Source organism: Arthrobacter sorbitolis, from assembly GCF_054510995.1.
Genome location: NZ_JBTNDM010000005.1, coordinates 51,072 through 69,805 on the forward strand (window position 1 = coordinate 51,072; position 18,734 = coordinate 69,805).

Here is an 18,734-nt window from a genome sequence, read left to right on the forward strand (position 1 = left end):
CTCGGTTCAAGGGGCATCGGCGGTCTCGTTCCTCCACAAGTAGTCGAGCTGTGTGAAGGCGAGTTCGTGACCGTACTGCTTCACGTTGTCGCGTACGTTCACGATGAGCACCCTCTCACTGCCTCCGTTCAGCGGTCCTCGGAGTCCGCGGCCGATCATTTGGATGTACTTGTTGGGGGAGAAGGTGGGCCGGCAGACGTACACGGCGCCGACCTTGGGTGCGTCGAACCCTTGGGTGAGGACATCGAAGTTCGTCAGAACACGGATCTTGCCCTTTCGGAAGTCCTCAATGATGGAACGCCTGTGGCCCGGATCGGTCTTCCCGGCGATCGCAGCCGAGGGTATGCCTTCGACGGACAGCACGGCGGCGAGGGCTTCTGCGTGTTCGACCGACGCGGCGAAGACGAGGGTCGGCCCGGTCGTCGAGGACCTGATGTGACTGAGAATGGTCGCGTTGCGTCGAGTGTCGTCCGCTACTTGCTGCAGGTCGATCCGAGCTTCCAGCATCTTGTTCTGCTCGTCCTCGTCGGTGGCCGACGGCATGTCCTTGAGCGTGAGTTCGATGCCTTCCAGCTCGTGATGATCGACCTGCGCCAGGACCTTGAGGTCTTGGAGGTACTCGTGGGCGTTCTCGGCGGTGAACTCGTCGGGTTCGATGAGGTTACGACCGAATCGTGCGACGAGTCGTTCGGTCTGCTTCTCGTTCGTGCCGCGGTAGGGGGTCGCCGAGAGACCGAGCAACGACTTGGACATGTCGTTGAAGGAACGACCGAACCAGGCCAGGACGGGCGTGTAGGAGGTGGTGATCGCTCCATGGGCCTCGTCGATGACGACGAGGTGGGGGTTCGACATCCATTCGTACACCTGCGGGCGGTTCTGGTGGATGCTGGCCAGGGTTTGAATGGTCGCGACGACGAGGTGGAGTTTGGTCTCCTCCCGGAGAGCCTTGTTCCCTCCCCAGAGTCTGCTCACGGCCATCCGATGTCCGGGTACTCCGGCGGCCTGCCACACATATGTCCAGGTCTCGATGGCCTGTTCGCACAGCTCCTCCGACTGCGCGATCCAGATGATCAGCCGGTGTTCGTCTTCGGGGGCCGTTTTGACGTCCCGGATGATCGATTCGACCGCCACCCGTGTCTTCCCGGCGCCGGTGGGAAGTTGGACGAGCCCACGGTTGTGTGGGGTGCGCCCGGCCAGGAGATCGACGATCTTCCTGCTGGTCGTCTCCTGGTACCGATGAAGCGGGTTCAATCCGACCGGTCCGACGACCTCCTCCCGTTCGGGCTTCTTCTTTACCGATTCGCCCGCCATCGCCGGTGAGAATCCGAGCTCCTTGACGAATGCCTGGGCGGACCGGCCACCACGGAAGTGATCGGGTGTCTCGATACCGGCGTCGGCCAACGCGGGCTTGAGGACTTTCAGCAGACTACTACCGTGGAGATTACTGACGATCTCGAACATTCGTTCGTCCGTCAGCTCGAGACCGCGTTCCTGCAGCATCTTCGTCACCGCGTCCGGGATCAATTCCTGCAGGGTGTCCCGGCCGACGAGCTCGGCGACCTTGCCCGCGTCCGTCGTCTGCTTGTTGACCCGCTTGATGCGCTCCTGTGCGTCGGCTTCCTTCTTGAGCTCGCGCATGGTCTGGAGCACCTGCGAGGCGGAGCGTCTGCTGCCGAAGGCGCCGAGGATGGTCGTCAGCAGCGCCTGGTCGCTCTGGGGTGCTCGGTAGTAGAGCTTCTTGTCCTGTAGGTGGAAGGCTTTCGACGTGGTGTCAGTCCGTGAGTCGTAGCTGTTCGTGCGTACGCCCTCTACCGAGGTGCACGGGATGCACAAGGTCTGGACGGCCACTTCTCCGGCGGCTCGTCTGAGGAAGGGGAATCTCGCGGCGATGGTCGTAGGAGTTTCGGTATCGAGCGGCTCGTGACGGAACGACGTATGGAAGTCCACGACGACCCTCTCCAGACCCCACCCCTGGGTGAGGGCTTCGTCCAGGTCCGCACGCCCGGTGTGAAGGACCGCGACTCCGGCCGAGTCCACGAGATAGTCGCGGGAGGGTACATCTGCTGCCACAACGGCATCCGTGGTCAGGTACCGGGAGTTCCGACCCCCACGAAGAGGGGTCAGTAGTTCCTTCGGGGCCCGCACCCCGAGGGCAGCCAGTGCGCCGTAGAGCTCGTGGAGTTGCGGCATGCTCAGGTGCTGCTCGGCCAGGGCCAGGGTGTAGTTCCACTGGATCCGACGCGGATCCGTCGGAAGGGACAACGCTTTTGCTTCCACATCACCCGGGAACGGCAAGTAATGCATCGGCAGGCCCTCGACGGTGCCGATGCAATGCTTGATGTCGGTCGTACCGAAGGGCGTTTGCAGGGCGCCGAAGTTCTTGACCCACCAGAGATCCGGTCCGTCGATCTTCTCCGCGGGACGGAACGTACTGGTGAACTCCACATTCGCCGCGTACTGCGGACGATCCAGAATCGTTCGTGTCACCTTCGCGCGGGTCGCCGGCGATGCATCGACCAGCAGGTCGAGGCCGCGCGTGGCCAACGCCTGTGGGAACCGCATCCCCGCTTCCGAAACACGTTCAGGTCCGTTCTTCGAGGACTCCGACAGTCTGCGCGCCTCGCGCGCCTTCCACAGCTCGTAGATACCCCCGGACCGGACCATCTGCGCGTCCTCGAGCGAAGATCCTGCACCGAGGTTCCGCAGGAGCGCGATGTCATGGGCATGGGACTGCTCATCGACCATGACGTGCTCGTCGCCGACACTGCCCCGGGGCATCAGGGGCCCGGAGAGCCAGACATCACCAAGCGGTCGCCACTTGTGGTCCCTGCACCTCATGAGAATCCGGGAAGGGTCCGTTCTGTCCTTGATGATCGCCAAGCTCTCCAACATGGGTAACGAGCGGGTGAGCCTCCACAGGGACTGGGCGGATCCACGATCGGTATAGTCGCGGGGGGGGCCCCCCGCTACCCGGATGACCGTTCCTCGGCCGTCCTGTGCCTGGAGACCAAGAGCACGAAGATGAGTACTCGCGTTCCCGTGATGCATCAAGTCGTAGGAGACGATGTTGTCGACGTCGTCGTCGGCATTCATGGGGAGGAAAATTTCTCTTGTAATCGGCGACTGAACACTGCCGTCGGACATCAGCACGATCCGACTTTGTCGCATCGCCTGCTGGTAGTCGGCGTATGACTTGTCGATCGTGGCTGCCAAGTTCAGGGCGTTCTCGTAGTCCTGGAGCTCGCCACCGGCGACCACTTCCTCGAGCCACTCCTGGACGGACGCGCGTCCCACGTTCGCTGCCTTCAGGATGCGTACTACTTGGGGCTCGCGCTTACCGAGAGCACTCGAATGCATCCACGGACGGTCATCAGGGATCCAGGAATCCCAGAGGGAGGTGAGTCTGGTCGCGTCCTCCAAGGGGGGTTGAACCTTGATCTCATTCGGAAGTCGTAGGCGACCGGACCTGTCCGGAAGACTCGGGACGAACGGCAGGATCGCATAGATCGGGTTGTTGATGACGCCGTCCGCCCATGATGACGATTCCTTGCTACGCGAGGGCAGGATGTCGAGGAACAATGCCGGGTCCTCGGATGTCATGAGATCCGGCAGGGCGCCGGCAACCATCTGTGGAACCGTCCGGGTGAGGATCTCCTGGTTGTATCTGGTTTCCAGGATGCTGTGTCGGTCCTCGTTCATCTTGAATGCAGCGTTGACGATGCCTCGTAATGAGGTTTCGTGCTGTGTCGGGAAGTAGTTCCAGAAGCGGCCGAGATTGCCGCGCTGGTACCCACTGACGGGAACCGCCCAGGTGACGTCGATGTACTGACGTGCCGCGATACTGCCGGCTTCGACTGCAGCTGTTTCGCTGACCTCGTGCTGCTTCTTGAAGATCCGCCACTCGTTCTTTGATGTGCCGTCGGTGAGGGTGACCCGGTTGCCTTCTCGGTCTGCTGTCCACGTGGTCGCGGAACCGTCGAAGCGATCGTCAAATTCCAGTGTTCCGATCTTGTCGGAGAAGAGCAGGAACTCCTTCGGGAACTCCTTGAGCTCAGTCGACAGCCAGGACACAGTGCGCCGTAGGGGCAGTTTCACAATCGTGCTGGCCCAGGGGAGGAGCTCGGCGAGGATGTCGTCCGTCGCGGCCTCTGTATCCGGGTCCACCGGGGTGGCCAGACGGAGTATGGGGTAGGACTCCAGGCCTGGATAGAGGTCCTGGAGTAGTTCGCGGCTGCGTGCCTGACTCCACGACACCGACGCGCTGCGGCTGAAGATCGTCGGCTCGTCGGCGATCTCGATGACGGATTTGAAGCCGAGACCGAAACGGCCGATCTCGTCATCGCGTTTCTCGGATGAATGGGACAGCATCAGGGTTCTGAAACCAGACTCCGAAAAGGGTTCGCCCTCGTTCGCGCAGTAGAGGGCGTCCTTGGTCAGGATCACCTTGATGCGGCCGCCCGGCTCCTTGATCGCGTCGGTCGCGTTCTGGATGAGCTCGTTGAGCTGTTTGCGTCCGTAGCCGCTCTGCGAGATGGCCGCCTCGATATTGGCGTGTTCCCGAATCAAGTCCGGTCGCGCCCGGTATGCGGCCAATGCGCTCTGCGTTTCGAGGCCGACGAACCGGCTGACAGGCGACGACACGTCTGCCCATGTTTCTTGAACCCTCATCGGTTCTCCCCATACGATCACTTGCGCCTCGGCGGCCGAAGACTGAGCCACCACGTCAATAAACGATCATCCTATGCTTCGTCATGGCAACAACCGCAGTAACGCACCGCCGAAACAGGTCCTTCGTCCGAATGACCTGCGGTCTATGACCAGTGGTCCGAGCAGTCGACAGGGGCTTCGAGAGAATTATCCGACTATGACGGCAGTGGGAGTCCACCATCGGATCTGATCTTCTTGTCCATCACGATCGCGGACGGCCGAACATTCCTCGAGGACGTCCGTGAACGCTGTCACCACGAGGCGAATGAAGGGTATCGAAACAGTCATGCACCAGCGCATGATCGGTCGGATCATGACGGGTCCTCTCCGAATTCCCGGCTCGATAGCACCCTCATGTAGGAAATGTTCATACGTGGCAGGTCGACCGTACCCGTCCTCGTCATTCTTCTCGTAGGAACCCATGACGACCACGGCCTTCGGTGACGTGGGATCATCGCTCCACGAGGAGGCGGAACAGCAACACGGACCATCGACGATGATCAGGCTCCTCCGCAACACCTCCACGCCGACCACCTCACGACACCCGGCACCACGGTCCCAGAACGAGCCGGAATCAAAGGTGTCCGCGACAGCTGGTACTCGTATGAACCTTGTCCATCACCACCAAGCGGCGCACCTCGGCGCACCGACCGAGATCCGACCACCGACCGAGAACCGACACACAGCAACAGCCAGCGGAACCAACAGGTCATCACTCCGGCCCCACCTCGCACCCCAACAGACGATCGCATCGGACGAGAACAAGATGAGCACACCAGTCACGGCCCAGGACGTCGTCTCCCGATTCCAACGCTCACCCCACGCACGTCACCTGCTCCACGCGTGGTCTACCTCGAGTGACAAACGGGAGGTCGCGACGGCCGTCATGAAACACACCGCTCGCACCGTCCAGGAACTCACGACACAGGACGTCCTCGAGGTCTGCACATCAACGACCCACGCTCTCGGTGAGGTCAAATGGGCCGACGTCGAAATGGTGTACTCCATCCGCGACTGGCATACCCCGTTCGCCACGATGCAGGTACTCCACTTCGTCACCGAACACCTCGGACACCTACCGACATGGGAACAGTTCCGAGCGACCGTGCAACTGTCCCCATTCCGCGGCATGACGTGGGAACCCGCACTGGAAGCAGTCGACGCAGCAGTCGGACGAGGGTTCTCCCGCGGCACCGCCCGGGGGGCGATGCGCTGGCGGATCGGGAACTTCTACTACTCGTTCCTCCGGGAACAGTACGTCCAGGCAGTCCTCCGAGACGCCGGTCTCCCGGTCCGGCAACACCCCCTGGCCGATGCGTTGTTCCGGGTCGACTGCTGGATCGACGACACGAACATAGACCTCTACATCGGCAATGCCGTCTACAGGAAGGACAAGGACGGACGGAAACCACGAGCCCCACAAATGTTTCAGGACGCAACACCCCCGTTTAGCAGTTGTGGGCTCGAACTCCCCACCCAACACGTCTTCGGGAAGGTGCACCTCCCCGACCCGGATAGCATCCGCCGGTCCGTGGAACAGAACCTCCACGAAAAACAGCCCTGACCACCCGCCCCACGGCACTGGATCCCCGACGAAGTATCGAAGCACCCGCCGGCATGGAGCCGCACGTCGATTACCGCTACCCGATCTTTCGTGAAAACCTCGATCCCATGCCTGCCCCCTTCACAGCCGACCTCTGCGGCTATCGGCGCAAGAACGAAAAGCTCACCACCAACCCGAACACCTCGGACGCCAACGACCCAGGATCGGTCGAACTCGGGCGGGCCCTGTTCAACGAACTCGGTGTACCCCACGACCAAGTGGTAGGGGACGACCCAGGGGCACGGATGGAAGAAGCGATCCAACAGCACCTGCAACAACTCCGACCGGACCTCGTCATACGACGCTCGCGATCCGCGTTGGAGTTCCAGCAGTATGCGCATCTGAGGGTCTTTCCGGAGTTTGTATCGGGTCACAAGGGCGCGGCGCCTGTCCTCGAGCGTTTGCGAGGTATCGCCGAACGACTGCCCGCATCTGCCGCGACGACACGTCTCAAGGGAGAGCTGGACAGGGCGGTCGTGGACTTCGCCGAACAGGACCGCATGAGCGCACGGTTGAAGCTCCATATGCCCAAGGAATCCCTTCTTAACCTCGACCTGACATTCGCTTCAGATCTACAGGGGAGGGAGTCACCTCTCTACCTGGGTCTGTCGTCCAAGTGGTCGCTTCGCACAGATCGGGCTCAGGATTGCGTGTCGCAGGGTTCCAAGCTCGCCTCCCAGCGCCGGGGACCCATGCCCCACTACGGGGTGATCACCATGGAGCCTCGACCTTCGATGCTCAAGATCGTCGCCGATCAATCCGGCTCGGTGGACTACGTTTATCACCTGGATCTACCGGCCCTGACCCGCGCCATGGAGAAGGTCAGAGCACGGAAGGGTGCCAGATGGAGTCCTGGTGTGACCTTCGACCGCCTGCTGAACCAAGGACGACTCCGCGACTACGACGACCTCGTGGACGCCGTGCACGCAATTCCGACTCGGCCCACCAGCACTGTTCCTCAAGGGGCCGTCGCAGACGCGGAGGAAACCGCTGTTGACGACGACGAGGGTGTCGACTCCGCCCTGTTCTGAACCCGGAGAACATGATGGGCCGTACCGGGTTCTCGGCTGTATTAGTAGGACACTTCAGGAACACCGGACGCGGAGTCTTTCCTCTAGGAGACGGCTGCGCTACTGGGCGGACGAGATCGGTCGGCGGCGTTCGGGGGCGGAGAGCTCCTGAGTCGTTCGTCCCACGGATCCCACCGCACCGGGTGATCTACCAGGGCGGCGTCCCACACGCCCGATCTGGACTTCAGCACCACCGATCGGAGAGCGAGTGCATTGGGCCGATCCGTCCGGTCGAGGTGGCCCGTCGGCCGTACCAACATCACGGAGCTGGCGTCACCACCTTTCATCGTCACCCCGGATGATGAAAGGTGCCGGAATGGAAGATCCCCGGACAGGAGTGCATCGGAGGGTCGTCCCGGGTGACCGATCAAGCCGTCGACGGACGGACTGCCTGTTCGACGACCGCTGCCGCCGACTCCATGTCCTCGTGTTCCCAGAAGCGTAGAACCACCCATCCACGTGAGCGGAGATGTTCATCGGTTCCACGGTCACGGGTCACATTCGCTTCGAGCTTCGCCACCCACCAGTCACGGTTGGACCGAGGCGTGGTCGCATGGAGTGGACAGGAGTGCCAGAAACAACCATCGACGAATACTGCCACCTGTCGACGGGGGAAGAGGACGTCCGCACGGCGGCGGAGCATCCCCGGTAACGGGGCGTCCACCCGATATCGCAGGCCGCGGGCGAACAGCGACTTCCGCAACCGCAGTTCCGGCGCCGTGTCCCTCCGGCGCTGCTGTGACATGCGTGAACGGGTAGCAGGATCAACTTCGTCGTTACCCAGCGGGACTGGCTCCGCCCCACTGGGCGCATCACTCCGAGACCGACCCATGGTGGTGTCCTTCCTCGTCCTCCGCATGGTCGGAGAGGTTCCCTTCGACTGCGTCGTGCGAGGGGATGCTGCCCGCTCGGCACGCCCGAACCACTCCCGTCGAGAGCTTCCACGGACGACGAGGACAGGACGGCACGCATCGTGTCAGTAGGACCAGGAACAACCTGTCACCGGTTCTTCTCGTGTCCCCTCGGCGGTCCGATGATCACAGGGACGCTTCACGACGCCGTGATCAGGTGTGACTGGGCCTCTGTCCATTCATGCCCGCGGTACCGCGAGCTCGCGGCCTTCATTACCCGTACTGGATGGATCTCCTGGTAGCGCCACGGACGCCGGCTCCAGCTCCGTCCAACGTATGGGCTTCTCACCAGTGTCGGTCCTCGTCCAGGGGGCGTTCATCATCCTGTCGAGGAATCCCGCGTCGAGCTCCTGACCGAGGGCTGATGCGAGGACGTGGGCCGCCAGGCGAGGCGGGATGGCATTGCCGATCTGCTGGGACACGTCCTTGCCCGACCACGGGTAATCCATCGGAAATGTCTGTAGCCGACCTGCTTCGGAGAGGTTGAAACGCTCGAGCTCCGCACCGTCGTGGGACACCACACGGTTACGTGAGACCTTGCCCGTGACGGTGAAGGCGGGTTCGTCGGAGGTGCGCCGACCACGGGCCTTCGGGTCGCCCCCGGTCCCGTAGTTGGAGACGACCACGAACGAGCCAGCTCGTTTAACAGCACCTCCGATGGTCTCGCAGGGAAGTAGGACGTGGTGATCCTCGGAGTTCATGGGTGTCTTCCTGAACCGATGGTGAGTCGGAGTGGGAAGTGCCGGGGTGCCGTTCCGACTGGCTATCAGGATGGCACGACGGCGGGTCTGGGGAACCCCGAACTCCTCCGCGTGGAGGATGCCTGACGCGGTCTCGTACCCGATCTTCTCGAGGACCTTCGCCATGGCTTCCCAGACGGGCAGGACGGCAGGCACCTGTTCCAACACGATGACCTCGTAGGGGTGCCCCGTGCGGTGGGCTTCCAGCGCCCAACGTAGTGGCTCCAGCACCAGTCCGGTGCGTTCGTCGTCAAGAGCCGCCAAATCGTCGGTCACGTCCTCATCTTCGGCCATGCGCCCGATGAAGGACAGGACCTGGTCCAGGGCCCGCCGCCCGGCACCACCGCCGGCGACCGTGTAGGTCTGGCAGGGCGGGCCTCCTGTGAGGATCGTCGCATGGGGGAAGTCCTCCGGCCCGTGCTGCCGCACGTCCGCCTGCACGGTTCCCAGCCCAGCACGCCGCCTGGTCGTACACGCGTTCTCGTCCCACTCGATACCGGTCACCGACACGCCCAGCCAGCGCGCAGCGACATCCATACCTCCGGGACCCGCGAAGAGATCCACCATGCGGGCGGAGGGGACGGGAGGATCGAATTGTGCAGGACTCATGAAACCCAATTTTATCGGGCCACGAGCCACGCTCGGACCAGCTGGTGGGGTCGATGTCCGAGCATCATGTGGGCCTACTTTCATGGTGGTGAATTCCTGGGGTTCGCGGCGGTGGAGGACGTCAGACCGTCCAGGGCACTGAGAGGTCATTGGTCCTCGGCCGGACGTGAGGCCGCCGTCATCGGGACGGTTGCCACGCGGGCGAGGGAGGTGAGCAGCAGATTTCCGGGATCCGGGTCCGCAGCTCGACCCTCCTATGATAAGACGAGCTTGTTATACAAGCAAGTATGATATGTCTTCGTGCTTTGATGGTTGGATGACTGTTCTGCTGGGTGCGATCACTCCACGGCCGGGGGTTCCGCTCCGGGTCGAGGTGTACGACCGGATCGCGGGTGCCGTCCGTACAGGTGCGCTGCCACCGGAGTCGTTGCTCCCCAGCGAGAGCGAGCTGGGTGAGGCCATGGACGTCAGTCGCACGGTCGTGCGGGAGGCGCTGCTGTTGCTCGAGGAGGACGGGCTCGTCAGGTCACGCCGGGGGATCGGCCGGGTCGTCTCCGCCGCCCGAGCGGCCGTGGGCTTCGAGCGTTTGCGTCCGATGGAGCAGATCCTCCTCGACCGCTTCCATGACCTCTCCGTCAGCCGTAACGAGGTGACGCAGCAGACGCGATCAGCATCCTTCATTAGCGCGGGCCTCGGTATCGCTTCGACGTCACCTAGTACGTTCATCGAGTCCGTGCTTTCCAGCAACGGCAGGCCGGTCGCGCTGGTCCAGGAGTACCTCCCGGCGGGGGAGGATCTTCAGGCATTCGGTACGCAGGTGCAGGACCTGGTCGAGAACGTCGATGAGGAGCGCACATGCCTCGGCTCTCTGATCTCCGAGCTCGGGCCGGCCCTCGGCACAGGGCGATCGGAACTGACAGCAGGCACGCCGGAAGTGCTCCAGGCGAAATCACTGAGGATACGACCCACTTCACCTGTCCTGAACGTGATGCAAACAGTTCACCTGGGCTCCCAACCGTTCTACCTGGCCAAGATCGTCCTCCCCCCCGAGACAGGTCCGCTGGAGATCAATCACCCCACAGGACGAGGACGGCCGTCGGCGTGATCTTCGATCTCCGAGTTCTCGGGTCGCGCCGAGGGATGATCTCGCCTCCACACGGGGGGAGGACGCGGCCCTGATACGAACCACAGCTCCCGACTCGTTATCGGTCCCTTCCGCGAGATGTAAGGGACCGTAGTGCGTCGCCCGATCGTCTTCCTGGCAGGATGACCCTCCACAACGGGCGCGGGATGCGACTTGGATAGCCGGAGAGGAATCATCATCCTGGGCCTCAGGCCTTCCTCGATGATCGCGCACACGCTGGGACTTCCCGTGCCGCTCAGGACTGGCCCTCAGTGCCTCCGACATCCGCCGATCCAAAGAGCAACCGCGCGAAACTCTTTCCTGGGGATATCCGGTGGGGATATTCCGAGGAGACCGACCCATTAGCCCGCTCTCGTCCCCGATCGGCACCTGCAGCCGCCCGCGGTGGTCGAGGAGGAGCCTGGCAGGATCGACTGTTACGACATCCACACCGCCTCGAGCCAGAACCGCAGAAAGATGTTCCGGTCGTGCGTAGCTTTCGCGTCGGATTGCTCGGTCAGAGTCGGGTTCGCGACCAAGCAATCCGATGATGCATCCCAGTGAGGTGATGAACAAGGCGGCGAGACCGAGCAGGCTGAGCAGAGCTGACCAAGGGTGTACGAGGTCCCCGACCGTGGGTCGACACGTTGCTACAGGAGCAGCTGCTCCTTAGAAGAAGGGCACGGTCGCCGCCACTCCGGCAGCACTGCCGTCATGAGCGCTTCCCGGTAGCGGGGCGCGCACTGGTTCGCTTAGCTACCAGCACCATAAAAAGCCCCGCCGGGCCGCCCCGGCGGCGCTTTTGATCGGCTGCAGCTAGGCTACGCCTCGTCTGCGATGTTAGTGATCGCCTTCGGCGTGTCCCGGGCCATGGGCCTGGCGTAGGGGCGGCGAAGTCGCGCACCTCGGCCAGACGCAGGTTGCGCAGCAGCTCCAAATCGCCTGAACCTGCTCGGGGAACGGGCCATCCTCCTCGATCAGGTACTTAGAGTTGACGTCGAAGCCGCCGGTGATGGTTCGCAGAATCTCCTGCGGGATGACTTGCTCCTTTCCGGACTTCAGCAAGGACCAGCGGGTGCGGGAGACGCAGTAGTTGAAATCTCTCATCGCGGCGTTTTTAATGGTCGGTACTCAAACGGCTTCCCGGGTTCGGACATGATCGGGTCCGGTTGCAGATCGATCATCGGAAACGAACCAGCAGAATTTGTTCCTGCGGCTCCGGCCCTCCGTGACCAAGGTACGAAGGCGCACTGGAGTAGCGCATAAAAATTTGCATCACTTGGAGTGAGATCATGAGTCTGTGGTCGCTGACAGCACAGACAGTTCTCCTCGAGTAATCCGATGTGAGCACTGGTATGAAGAGCTTGCTCGCTTCGGCGGGTGCCATTACCACGAAGGACCCAACGCATGCGACTGGGGGAACCACAATGACGAGTGTCCGTACTGGGCGAGCGTCGGTGGGCGACCAGACCTTTGATCTCATTCTGGCAGTGGTGGACCTTTTACGACCATCGGAATTCGGTGGGGTCCCGCTTCAACGTGTAGCGTGTGGCTGTTTACCCGAGTCAGCGCCCCGTGAGGTGGCCGCAGTCCGCCCAAAGTCCGCAGAACTTAGCAAAATTGAACGGAGTGCAGCGTTTGGAAGCGGCCGTAGCCATCGCAAAGCGGGTGTTTGGGATGCCACCCGGCGGGAGGGAGCACTGGTTTTGGGTTTGGGGCGCACTTGTCCTAGCGATCCTTCTTACGACGGCAGGCTCGAGTGTCATTGCCTTCGGATCACGGGAAGGAGGCGATCCTCACTTCATTGTCTGGGGTGCTCTATTAGTGCTTCTCGCGGCCACGCTGACCGTGACTAACCAGGTGCGCGCAAAACGGCAGGCGAGACGGGCCGAGGAAAAGCGCAGTGCCCACCTGACTCGTTTCAACGACAACTTGTCCTCCATGATTAGTGTCTTTGTGGAGCTACTGAAGTCAGACCACGACGCGAAAGCGAGTGATCAGTTCTTCTCAGCGGCAGTTCGCCAAGCACAAGCGTTGGTGTCCTACGAGGGTGTTCGGGTGTGCGTTTACGAGCTTGAACTGATTGAGACGCTAGGCCGCGTTGACGAATCTGACGACGATGGATCAGCTCGTGTGGAGGAACCCGAGCGTTACGCATTGAACATGAAGGCGTTCGCGGGTCGCGCCGACCATCCGAGAGCTTATTTCACGCAGGACAACGAGCACGGGAAGGCTGTCATTGGCATAGCTCTGGGCAACACAGCGGTGCCAATCTCGGATCCCAAGCTAGCGAGCATCACGGTCGATCGCGCTGACGATGCAGTTTGGTGCTCCACTCTTCTCATACCCCTGAGGGATGGGAAGAAGAGCAAGGGGATCATGATGATCGATACACGCGATCCCGTCGCCTTCACGTCAGAGGACAAGGCGATTGGCTGGACGATCGCGACGATCATCGCTCTAGGCATGGGGACGCTCGTCCAAGGCGGTAGAGAGACTGCCGCAGAGGTCACAGAAGCTCGTAAGCGACTGGTCGCTCTGGCGTTCGACGCGAATCTAGCCTCGGCAAACGGACGGCTAAAAAGTCCATCGAGACCACTAGACTCACAACAGGCGAAAGGAGTTGTCAATGGCGAACATTCATGATGTAGCGGCATACATCGTCGACTATTTCGACACGGGCATATCCACCATGAAGCTGCAGAAGCTAGCCTTCTTCAGTCAAGGCTGGAGCCTGACACTCCTTGAGGAACCTCTCTTCGACGAAGAGTTTGAGGCTTGGGCAAACGGGCCGGTTTCCTACGATCTGTTCGATCGCCACAGGGGAGATTTTTCAGTCCGATCATGGCCCTCGGGTCGGATCAGCGCCTTGTCTGGCCAGCAAAAGATCGTGATTGACGCGGTCCTGAAGAATTTTGGTGCTCTATCGGGTCGTGAGCTGAGTGAGCTAACCCACCAGCCAGGTACGCCCTGGGAAGTTACGCGACGGGCTGCCGGCGCATCAGCTCGTGCTCGATCGAACGCGGTCATCGACATCAACGTGATGCGGGAGTTTTTTGACCGCACCTTGACCTGAGCCAAGAGTCGCTTACGCCTCGGCCATCATCGAGCCGGCAGCAGTGCGTGTGCGGTCCTCCGCGGTAAGCCAAAGGTGTGAATATGTGTTCAACGTTGTCGTTGCTTTCGAGTGCCCGAGGGCCCGCTGCACGGTCACGACATCGCACCCGGACGCAATAAGTCCCGAGGCATAGAAGTGCCGTAGGTCGTGCAAGCGCATGCCTGAGTGTCGAGCGTTGGTAAGGGTCTTCCTCCACCAGTAGCCGATCGTATTCTGATGTGGCAGCAAGCCGTGATCGCCGAGGAACGGGTAGCCCCACAGACTGCTGCACTGATGCTGCGATGACTCTTTCAACTGGTGTGTGGCGTAGCATCGCCGCGGCCAAGACGACTGTCTCGGAGCTGAAGGCCTCGCGAGCACCTGCGCTGAGGCTCGCGATCTGACGCATGTCCACCAGGAGGGCGTAGGGGAGGTGCTCGATCAGGTTCGGCTCTGCTCGAGGACGTCTCTCTCATCACCCTGTCACCCACTCGCGGTCCTCCCGATGAGTGTCGGTCGATCGGGGGATCTCGGACCCCTGCCGCATAGCTTCCGAGTTGGCACGTACTGCTGCGCCCAGCTGCGCGTCTTCTGTATAGCCTTGGTGTATGGACCAGGAGACGATACGGCTGCTTGTGGCGGCCATCGGTGCCGTCATTGCCGGCTTGGGCGGCGCGTTCATAGCTGGGGACTTCAACCGCCGAAACACAAAGGCTTCCATCAAAGCGGCGGCGGAACAAGCTGAGGCTGCCCGCAGACATGATGAAGTTTTGGAACACGCTCAATGGTTGCGAGACCGCAAAGTGGCCGCCTACCAGAGCTTCATCAGCCAGGTAAGGGAAATAGACCAACTGGTCGGAGAGTTATACGCGGGTGTTAACATCAAGGGCACTTTTGATTTGGTTCTAGCGGCCCGCAAAGTGAACACGCTCGATATTCGACTTCTCGCGCCAGAGGACGTCTGGCGGGCTGCAATCGAAGCAATGAAGGCAACACAGCAGCTCGCTCAGGTTTTCATCGACAAGCAAGAATCCGATCAGAGTAGGGTTGATTTTGATGCTGCTTCTAATGTGGTTGCCGAAAAGCTCGAAGCGTTGGAGCGGCTTGTGAGTCATGACCTTCGAGTTCCTGGGGAATCTTGACGGTGGACTTCAACCCAGATACTTGGGGGACCGTCGCTGACTGGGTGGGCGGTCTGGGTACGACCGCCGCATTTTTTGCCGCGGTCTTAGTTATTGCCAGAGATGCCAAAGTCAGACGTATAGGTCAGGCTAGGAAGGTTGTTTACACGTCTGAGAAGTTGAACCTCATCCAACTCACGTTGAAGGGACACGAATCAGGCCCCGTAGAAAACCAAAGCTACATCCTTACAAATCTAAGCGATGAGCCCATTTATGATGTCTTCCTAATGGTGGGCGGTTACAACGGAGAGATTGCCGGTAGCAAAGAAGTACTACTTCCCAGCCAAAGCTATTCAGTTGCCCTACAATCTTCTAAGAAAGCACCGACAGCACTGTTCAAGGACAACTCGCAAGTTGCATGGATTCGCACTGTGAGCGGCAAGGTACACAGCTACAACCCACGCCGGTTTCGCGACAAGCCCGAATCATTCGACTAGCTGTACTAAGACAGGTCGTTGGCCACACGGTGAAAGGGTGAAGACTTTTTAGGTAGGTGGTTACCACATACGCCAATGACTAAGAGGTCCTCATGTCACACCTTAAGGCCTACCTGACCCCCACGGGTAGGCGGGTCCTTGTCGAACGGGTCCTTTCCAGTCGCCCTGTGGCTTACGCGGCTAAGGCGATGGGTGTTTCCCGGACCTGTGCGAATCGGTGAGTGAGCGACTTCCGTGACCAGGGGTGGGCGGGCTTGGAGGACTGCAGCTCCCGGCCGGTGTCCTGTCCGCACGCCACCAGCGCAGAGAACCGGCGAGGTCCGGAAAGTGCGGCTGGGGTGCCGCCCGGCCCCGCCCGATATTCTTCACCTAAGGTGCAGCGCTGGGGTTGCAGCCGGACCGCGCGGATAGCCCATCGACAGGAAACGTTTTGGTGAAGGAGAGTTTGGGCCGCTTGAGGAAATGGAAGCACTGGACTGTAATCCTTGGCAGCACTGCCATCCTCCTGGGTGTCGTTACAGTGGTCATTTTCGTGTCTGGGGTGCTGCAGGGACCGACGGCAACTGATCCACCAAACGCGGCAGAGTGGCTCAGTGCCATCTCGACGGTTTGGGGAGCTGTTGCAGCAGCGCTCGGTGCTTTACTGACAGGTGGAGCTCTCCTAATTGCAGCCTTGACGTACCAGCGGCAGGTACGTGATAGACACAGTGAATTGGAATCTAGGCGCCGAGCCCAGGCGGAAGCTGTGACGGTGCGAATTATTCCTTACAAGCCAGTTGCGCAGCTATCCATAAGCACTCCTGACCGCGTACAGATTGAAATCCGTAATGACGGAGCCCTGGCAATTTTTGGTGTGGCCGCCGTTGTAATCGACAGAACCCGCATAGAAGCCGGGCAGGAGTACTTTCACTCAATCCCGCCGCACGACTTTGGAAGCTTTCGCCACCCAGCGGATGGGGTCGATGGCGCTTATGCAATCTTTACGGACTCGGCGGGCACCCGCTGGAAGAGGTGGCACAACGGGGAGTTGAAAGAAGTTTCCCACTACCCTAAACCGGATGAATGATGTAAGCCTCGTAGATAAGCTTGGTACCTCCTTGGGTGCGCGGATCAGACACCAAGGGGGTGAGTACTTGGACGCTGACTTGGTCGGTTTGGTAGCTGCGGATTATCCGGCTCACCTGGTCGGCGAGGTTTCTGCCATTATCACTTTGTACGTACTCCATCTTTGCCATTGCTGCTCCCCTTAGAACGACCCTTTACCCCTGTAAGCGATTTGCTTGGCGGGCTCTTTCAGATACATATTTCCCTAGGCTTAGCTCAAGGCGGCCCTTATTGACTACTCTGGTTGGGCCCCTGTTAGCAGTTCAATGACTATGTGAACCGCTTTGGGTTTGATGGAGACTCGCATTATGTGAGAGTCCACTAAACCCAGGGCGATTCACCTGCCCCGATTTGCCCGTGCTTGTCATCGAAGTAGTCTATGGCTGAGATCTAATCTCGGTTCTGTTGCACCGAGTAGACCTCACACCACGGGTCAGTATCGGCTAGGGCCCTAAGCGTCACGCGCCAACGCCCTAATGGCCGTTGTGTGCGCGGGCTTGGGTCTGCTCGTAGCGGTCGAGGTCGGCCGCGGGGATCCGGTAGGCGGCTGTGTTGCGGCCGCTGCCGATCTTGTACGCGTTGGGGAAAGCGCCGACGGCGCAGAGGTAGCGGATTGCTTTCTCTGTCTGGTTGAGGGCTTCGGCTTTTTCCTTGACGATCAGTGGTGGTTCACGCCGCGGCATCGGTTACTCCCTGATTGTCTGTGTTTCGTCCCATTGAATGCACGCTATGACCCGTCGCTGACATTAGGATCGGCCCATGACCGATCAGCCCCGTTTCATGACCCTTCCCGATGCCGCGGCGGAATTGGCGGTGAGCAAGTCGCAGATGTACGCCCTGGTGAAGTTGGGGGACCTGCCGGCCATCCAGGTGGGCGGGCGTGGTCAGTGGCGTGTGGAGCGGGTGAAGCTCGAGGAGTACATCGCCCGCATGTACGAGCAGTCGGCGGCGGCACGAAAGTCGCTGACTGTCGACGACATCGCCGAGGAAGACTGAAGTGGATCCAGAGCTGCTCGAGCCATTGGTCGTCGGCACTGCGACGGTGGTGGCCGCGTTGCTGGGCCTGCCACGCTTTCTTCGCGATCAGCGCTCAAGTGTGCTCATTGACCTCCAGATCTACAACGCGCTTCCCGATGAGTCATCGCAAAAGAAGCGGGTATTGGACCGTATCGATGCTCAGCTCGAGTCGCTTGATGCTTCACGCGACGCCCGGCGTGACCCCACTGGAAGTGCATTGGCCCTATTCCTGATCGGATCGTCGGTCATTATGGGGCTGGGCGTGATCGGGACTGGTGGTTGGTGGCTGGCGCTCCTGCCAGTGATCGTGTTCCTCGCATTGATCGGCGTCGCCGGTGCGGCCCAATCGTTCCCTAAGCGCGTCAGGGATGCGAAGGGGCGCCCGTTGCAGCGGAGGAGACGGCAGGCACCAGAGAGTCCGCCCGAGTAGCGAATTGTGGACGTCAACGCGTGGGGGCCATGCGAGTCCCGCGACGAGTGGCTTCTCATGTACGAGCGCGGCTTGCCACCCGAGCGCATTGCGGGGCTGTGCAAAACGAACCTGCGGAACGTCCGGCACATCACGTCGAGCAAGGACCGGTGTGACCCGGCCTCCTTCGGCCGCCGACTAGTCCTCCACAATCAACCCGCGCTCCCGCGCAAACACCCGATCCTGACTTGGCAGCAGAAGTACGACAACCTGCGCTGGTTCGTCGAGACAATGGGCCGGTGCCCTCGGCAGGACGGGTCCACGTGGGAGCGGCAGTGCCATGGATTCCTGTATCTGCAACGCCACGAGCATCACGCCGGCCGGCTAACGCCAGACCAAGTGGCTTTGTTGGACCAGATTTTGGACTGGTATGCCCCGGCCCCGAGCAAGGGACCACTGGGAGCAGCGCCTTGACGCCTACCAAGCCTTCCTGAAGGGGGAGGGGCGTCGCCCCAGCTATGAAGCCGCGAAAGGCTCGGAGGAGCGATCGCTGGCAATCTGGATGATGTCCCAGCGCAAGAGGTGCACGGCAGCCACCTTGCGGACTGACCGGGCGACCGCGCTTGACGCGGCGGTCCCGGGTTGGCGACCGCTGCTTGAGGCGTAACTGCCAGGTGCAAGCGTGCTCACGCGCTCAAACTTCCCAGCAATGACGCGGGCAGAATG

The 18,734-nt window shown here is 61.1% G+C and carries 17 protein-coding genes; 11 read left to right on the forward strand and 6 right to left on the reverse strand.

Annotated features, from left to right (window positions below):
• Positions 1-6 precede the first annotated feature (6 nt).
• Positions 7-4,668, reverse strand: a complete 4,662-nt coding sequence (locus tag ACX80K_RS11320; protein WP_459271974.1) for a DEAD/DEAH box helicase — start codon at positions 4,666-4,668, stop codon at positions 7-9.
• A gap of 460 nt (positions 4,669-5,128) precedes the next feature.
• Here ACX80K_RS11320 and ACX80K_RS11325 point away from each other — a divergent pair, with 460 nt between their 5' ends.
• Both ACX80K_RS11325 and ACX80K_RS11330 read left to right on the forward strand, forming a co-directional pair.
• Entirely contained in the window at positions 5,129-6,271 is a 1,143-nt protein-coding gene (locus ACX80K_RS11325) for a hypothetical protein (protein WP_459271975.1), read from the forward strand.
• Between the two features lie 53 nt (positions 6,272-6,324).
• Entirely contained in the window at positions 6,325-7,341 is a 1,017-nt protein-coding gene (locus ACX80K_RS11330; RefSeq protein ID WP_459271976.1) for an NgoMIV family type II restriction endonuclease, read from the forward strand.
• A gap of 406 nt (positions 7,342-7,747) precedes the next feature.
• Here ACX80K_RS11330 and ACX80K_RS11335 read toward each other — a convergent pair whose 3' ends face one another.
• The gene (locus tag ACX80K_RS11335; protein WP_459271977.1) at positions 7,748-8,239 is read right to left on the reverse strand and encodes a very short patch repair endonuclease; all 492 of its coding nucleotides are present in this window, start codon (positions 8,237-8,239) and stop codon (positions 7,748-7,750) included.
• Between the two features lie 231 nt (positions 8,240-8,470).
• Positions 8,471-9,640 carry a DNA cytosine methyltransferase gene (locus ACX80K_RS11340; protein WP_459271978.1) on the reverse strand — a complete coding sequence of 390 codons (1,170 nt, stop codon included), beginning with the start codon at positions 9,638-9,640 and terminating at the stop codon, positions 8,471-8,473.
• Between the two features lie 373 nt (positions 9,641-10,013).
• Between ACX80K_RS11340 and ACX80K_RS11345 the strand changes: the two genes are divergently transcribed.
• Complete coding sequence (locus ACX80K_RS11345) at positions 10,014-10,745, forward strand: GntR family transcriptional regulator (RefSeq protein WP_459271979.1); 732 nt, start codon at positions 10,014-10,016, stop codon at positions 10,743-10,745.
• A gap of 858 nt (positions 10,746-11,603) precedes the next feature.
• Here ACX80K_RS11345 and ACX80K_RS11350 read toward each other — a convergent pair.
• Positions 11,604-11,870 carry a hypothetical protein gene (locus ACX80K_RS11350; RefSeq protein WP_459271980.1) on the reverse strand — a complete coding sequence of 89 codons (267 nt, stop codon included), beginning with the start codon at positions 11,868-11,870 and terminating at the stop codon, positions 11,604-11,606.
• A 522-nt stretch (positions 11,871-12,392) separates the two neighbouring features.
• On the opposite strand from ACX80K_RS11350, the gene ACX80K_RS11355 reads away from it, so the two are divergent.
• Entirely contained in the window at positions 12,393-13,409 is a 1,017-nt protein-coding gene (locus tag ACX80K_RS11355; RefSeq protein ID WP_459271981.1) for a hypothetical protein, read from the forward strand.
• The gene (locus ACX80K_RS11360) at positions 13,393-13,839 is read left to right on the forward strand and encodes a Panacea domain-containing protein (protein ID WP_459271982.1); all 447 of its coding nucleotides are present in this window, start codon (positions 13,393-13,395) and stop codon (positions 13,837-13,839) included. The genes ACX80K_RS11355 and ACX80K_RS11360 overlap by 17 nt, the downstream gene beginning before the upstream one ends.
• 12 nt (positions 13,840-13,851) lie before the next feature.
• On the opposite strand, the gene ACX80K_RS11365 is transcribed toward ACX80K_RS11360, so the two are convergent.
• Positions 13,852-14,241 carry a tyrosine-type recombinase/integrase gene (locus ACX80K_RS11365; protein WP_459271983.1) on the reverse strand — a complete coding sequence of 130 codons (390 nt, stop codon included), beginning with the start codon at positions 14,239-14,241 and terminating at the stop codon, positions 13,852-13,854.
• A 227-nt stretch (positions 14,242-14,468) separates the two neighbouring features.
• Between ACX80K_RS11365 and ACX80K_RS11370 the strand changes: the two genes are divergently transcribed.
• From ACX80K_RS11370 to ACX80K_RS11380, 3 genes are all read left to right on the forward strand, one after another.
• A complete protein-coding gene (locus ACX80K_RS11370; protein ID WP_459271984.1) occupies positions 14,469-15,002 on the forward strand; it encodes a hypothetical protein in 534 nt (177 codons plus the stop codon).
• A gap of 2 nt (positions 15,003-15,004) precedes the next feature.
• On the forward strand, positions 15,005-15,478 hold the full coding sequence (locus tag ACX80K_RS11375; RefSeq protein WP_459271985.1) for a hypothetical protein: 474 nt from the start codon (positions 15,005-15,007) through the stop codon (positions 15,476-15,478).
• Positions 15,479-15,911: 433 nt separating this feature from the next.
• Positions 15,912-16,544 carry a hypothetical protein gene (locus ACX80K_RS11380; protein ID WP_459271986.1) on the forward strand — a complete coding sequence of 211 codons (633 nt, stop codon included), beginning with the start codon at positions 15,912-15,914 and terminating at the stop codon, positions 16,542-16,544.
• A 511-nt stretch (positions 16,545-17,055) separates the two neighbouring features.
• On the opposite strand, the gene ACX80K_RS11385 is transcribed toward ACX80K_RS11380, so the two are convergent.
• Positions 17,056-17,265 (reverse strand): hypothetical protein, encoded by a 210-nt coding sequence (locus ACX80K_RS11385; protein WP_459271987.1) that lies wholly within the window; start codon positions 17,263-17,265, stop codon positions 17,056-17,058.
• Between the two features lie 76 nt (positions 17,266-17,341).
• Here ACX80K_RS11385 and ACX80K_RS11390 point away from each other — a divergent pair, with 76 nt between their 5' ends.
• The 3 genes from ACX80K_RS11390 to ACX80K_RS11400 all read left to right on the forward strand — a co-directional run bounded on the left by ACX80K_RS11390 (position 17,342) and on the right by ACX80K_RS11400 (position 18,675).
• The gene (locus tag ACX80K_RS11390) at positions 17,342-17,578 is read left to right on the forward strand and encodes a helix-turn-helix transcriptional regulator (RefSeq protein ID WP_459271988.1); all 237 of its coding nucleotides are present in this window, start codon (positions 17,342-17,344) and stop codon (positions 17,576-17,578) included.
• 1 nt (position 17,579) lies between these two features.
• Positions 17,580-18,029: a hypothetical protein gene (locus tag ACX80K_RS11395; protein ID WP_459271989.1), complete on the forward strand. Its 450-nt coding sequence runs from the start codon at positions 17,580-17,582 to the stop codon at positions 18,027-18,029.
• 409 nt (positions 18,030-18,438) lie between these two features.
• Complete coding sequence (locus ACX80K_RS11400; RefSeq protein ID WP_459271990.1) at positions 18,439-18,675, forward strand: helicase associated domain-containing protein; 237 nt, start codon at positions 18,439-18,441, stop codon at positions 18,673-18,675.
• The last annotated feature ends 59 nt before the right edge of the window (positions 18,676-18,734 follow it).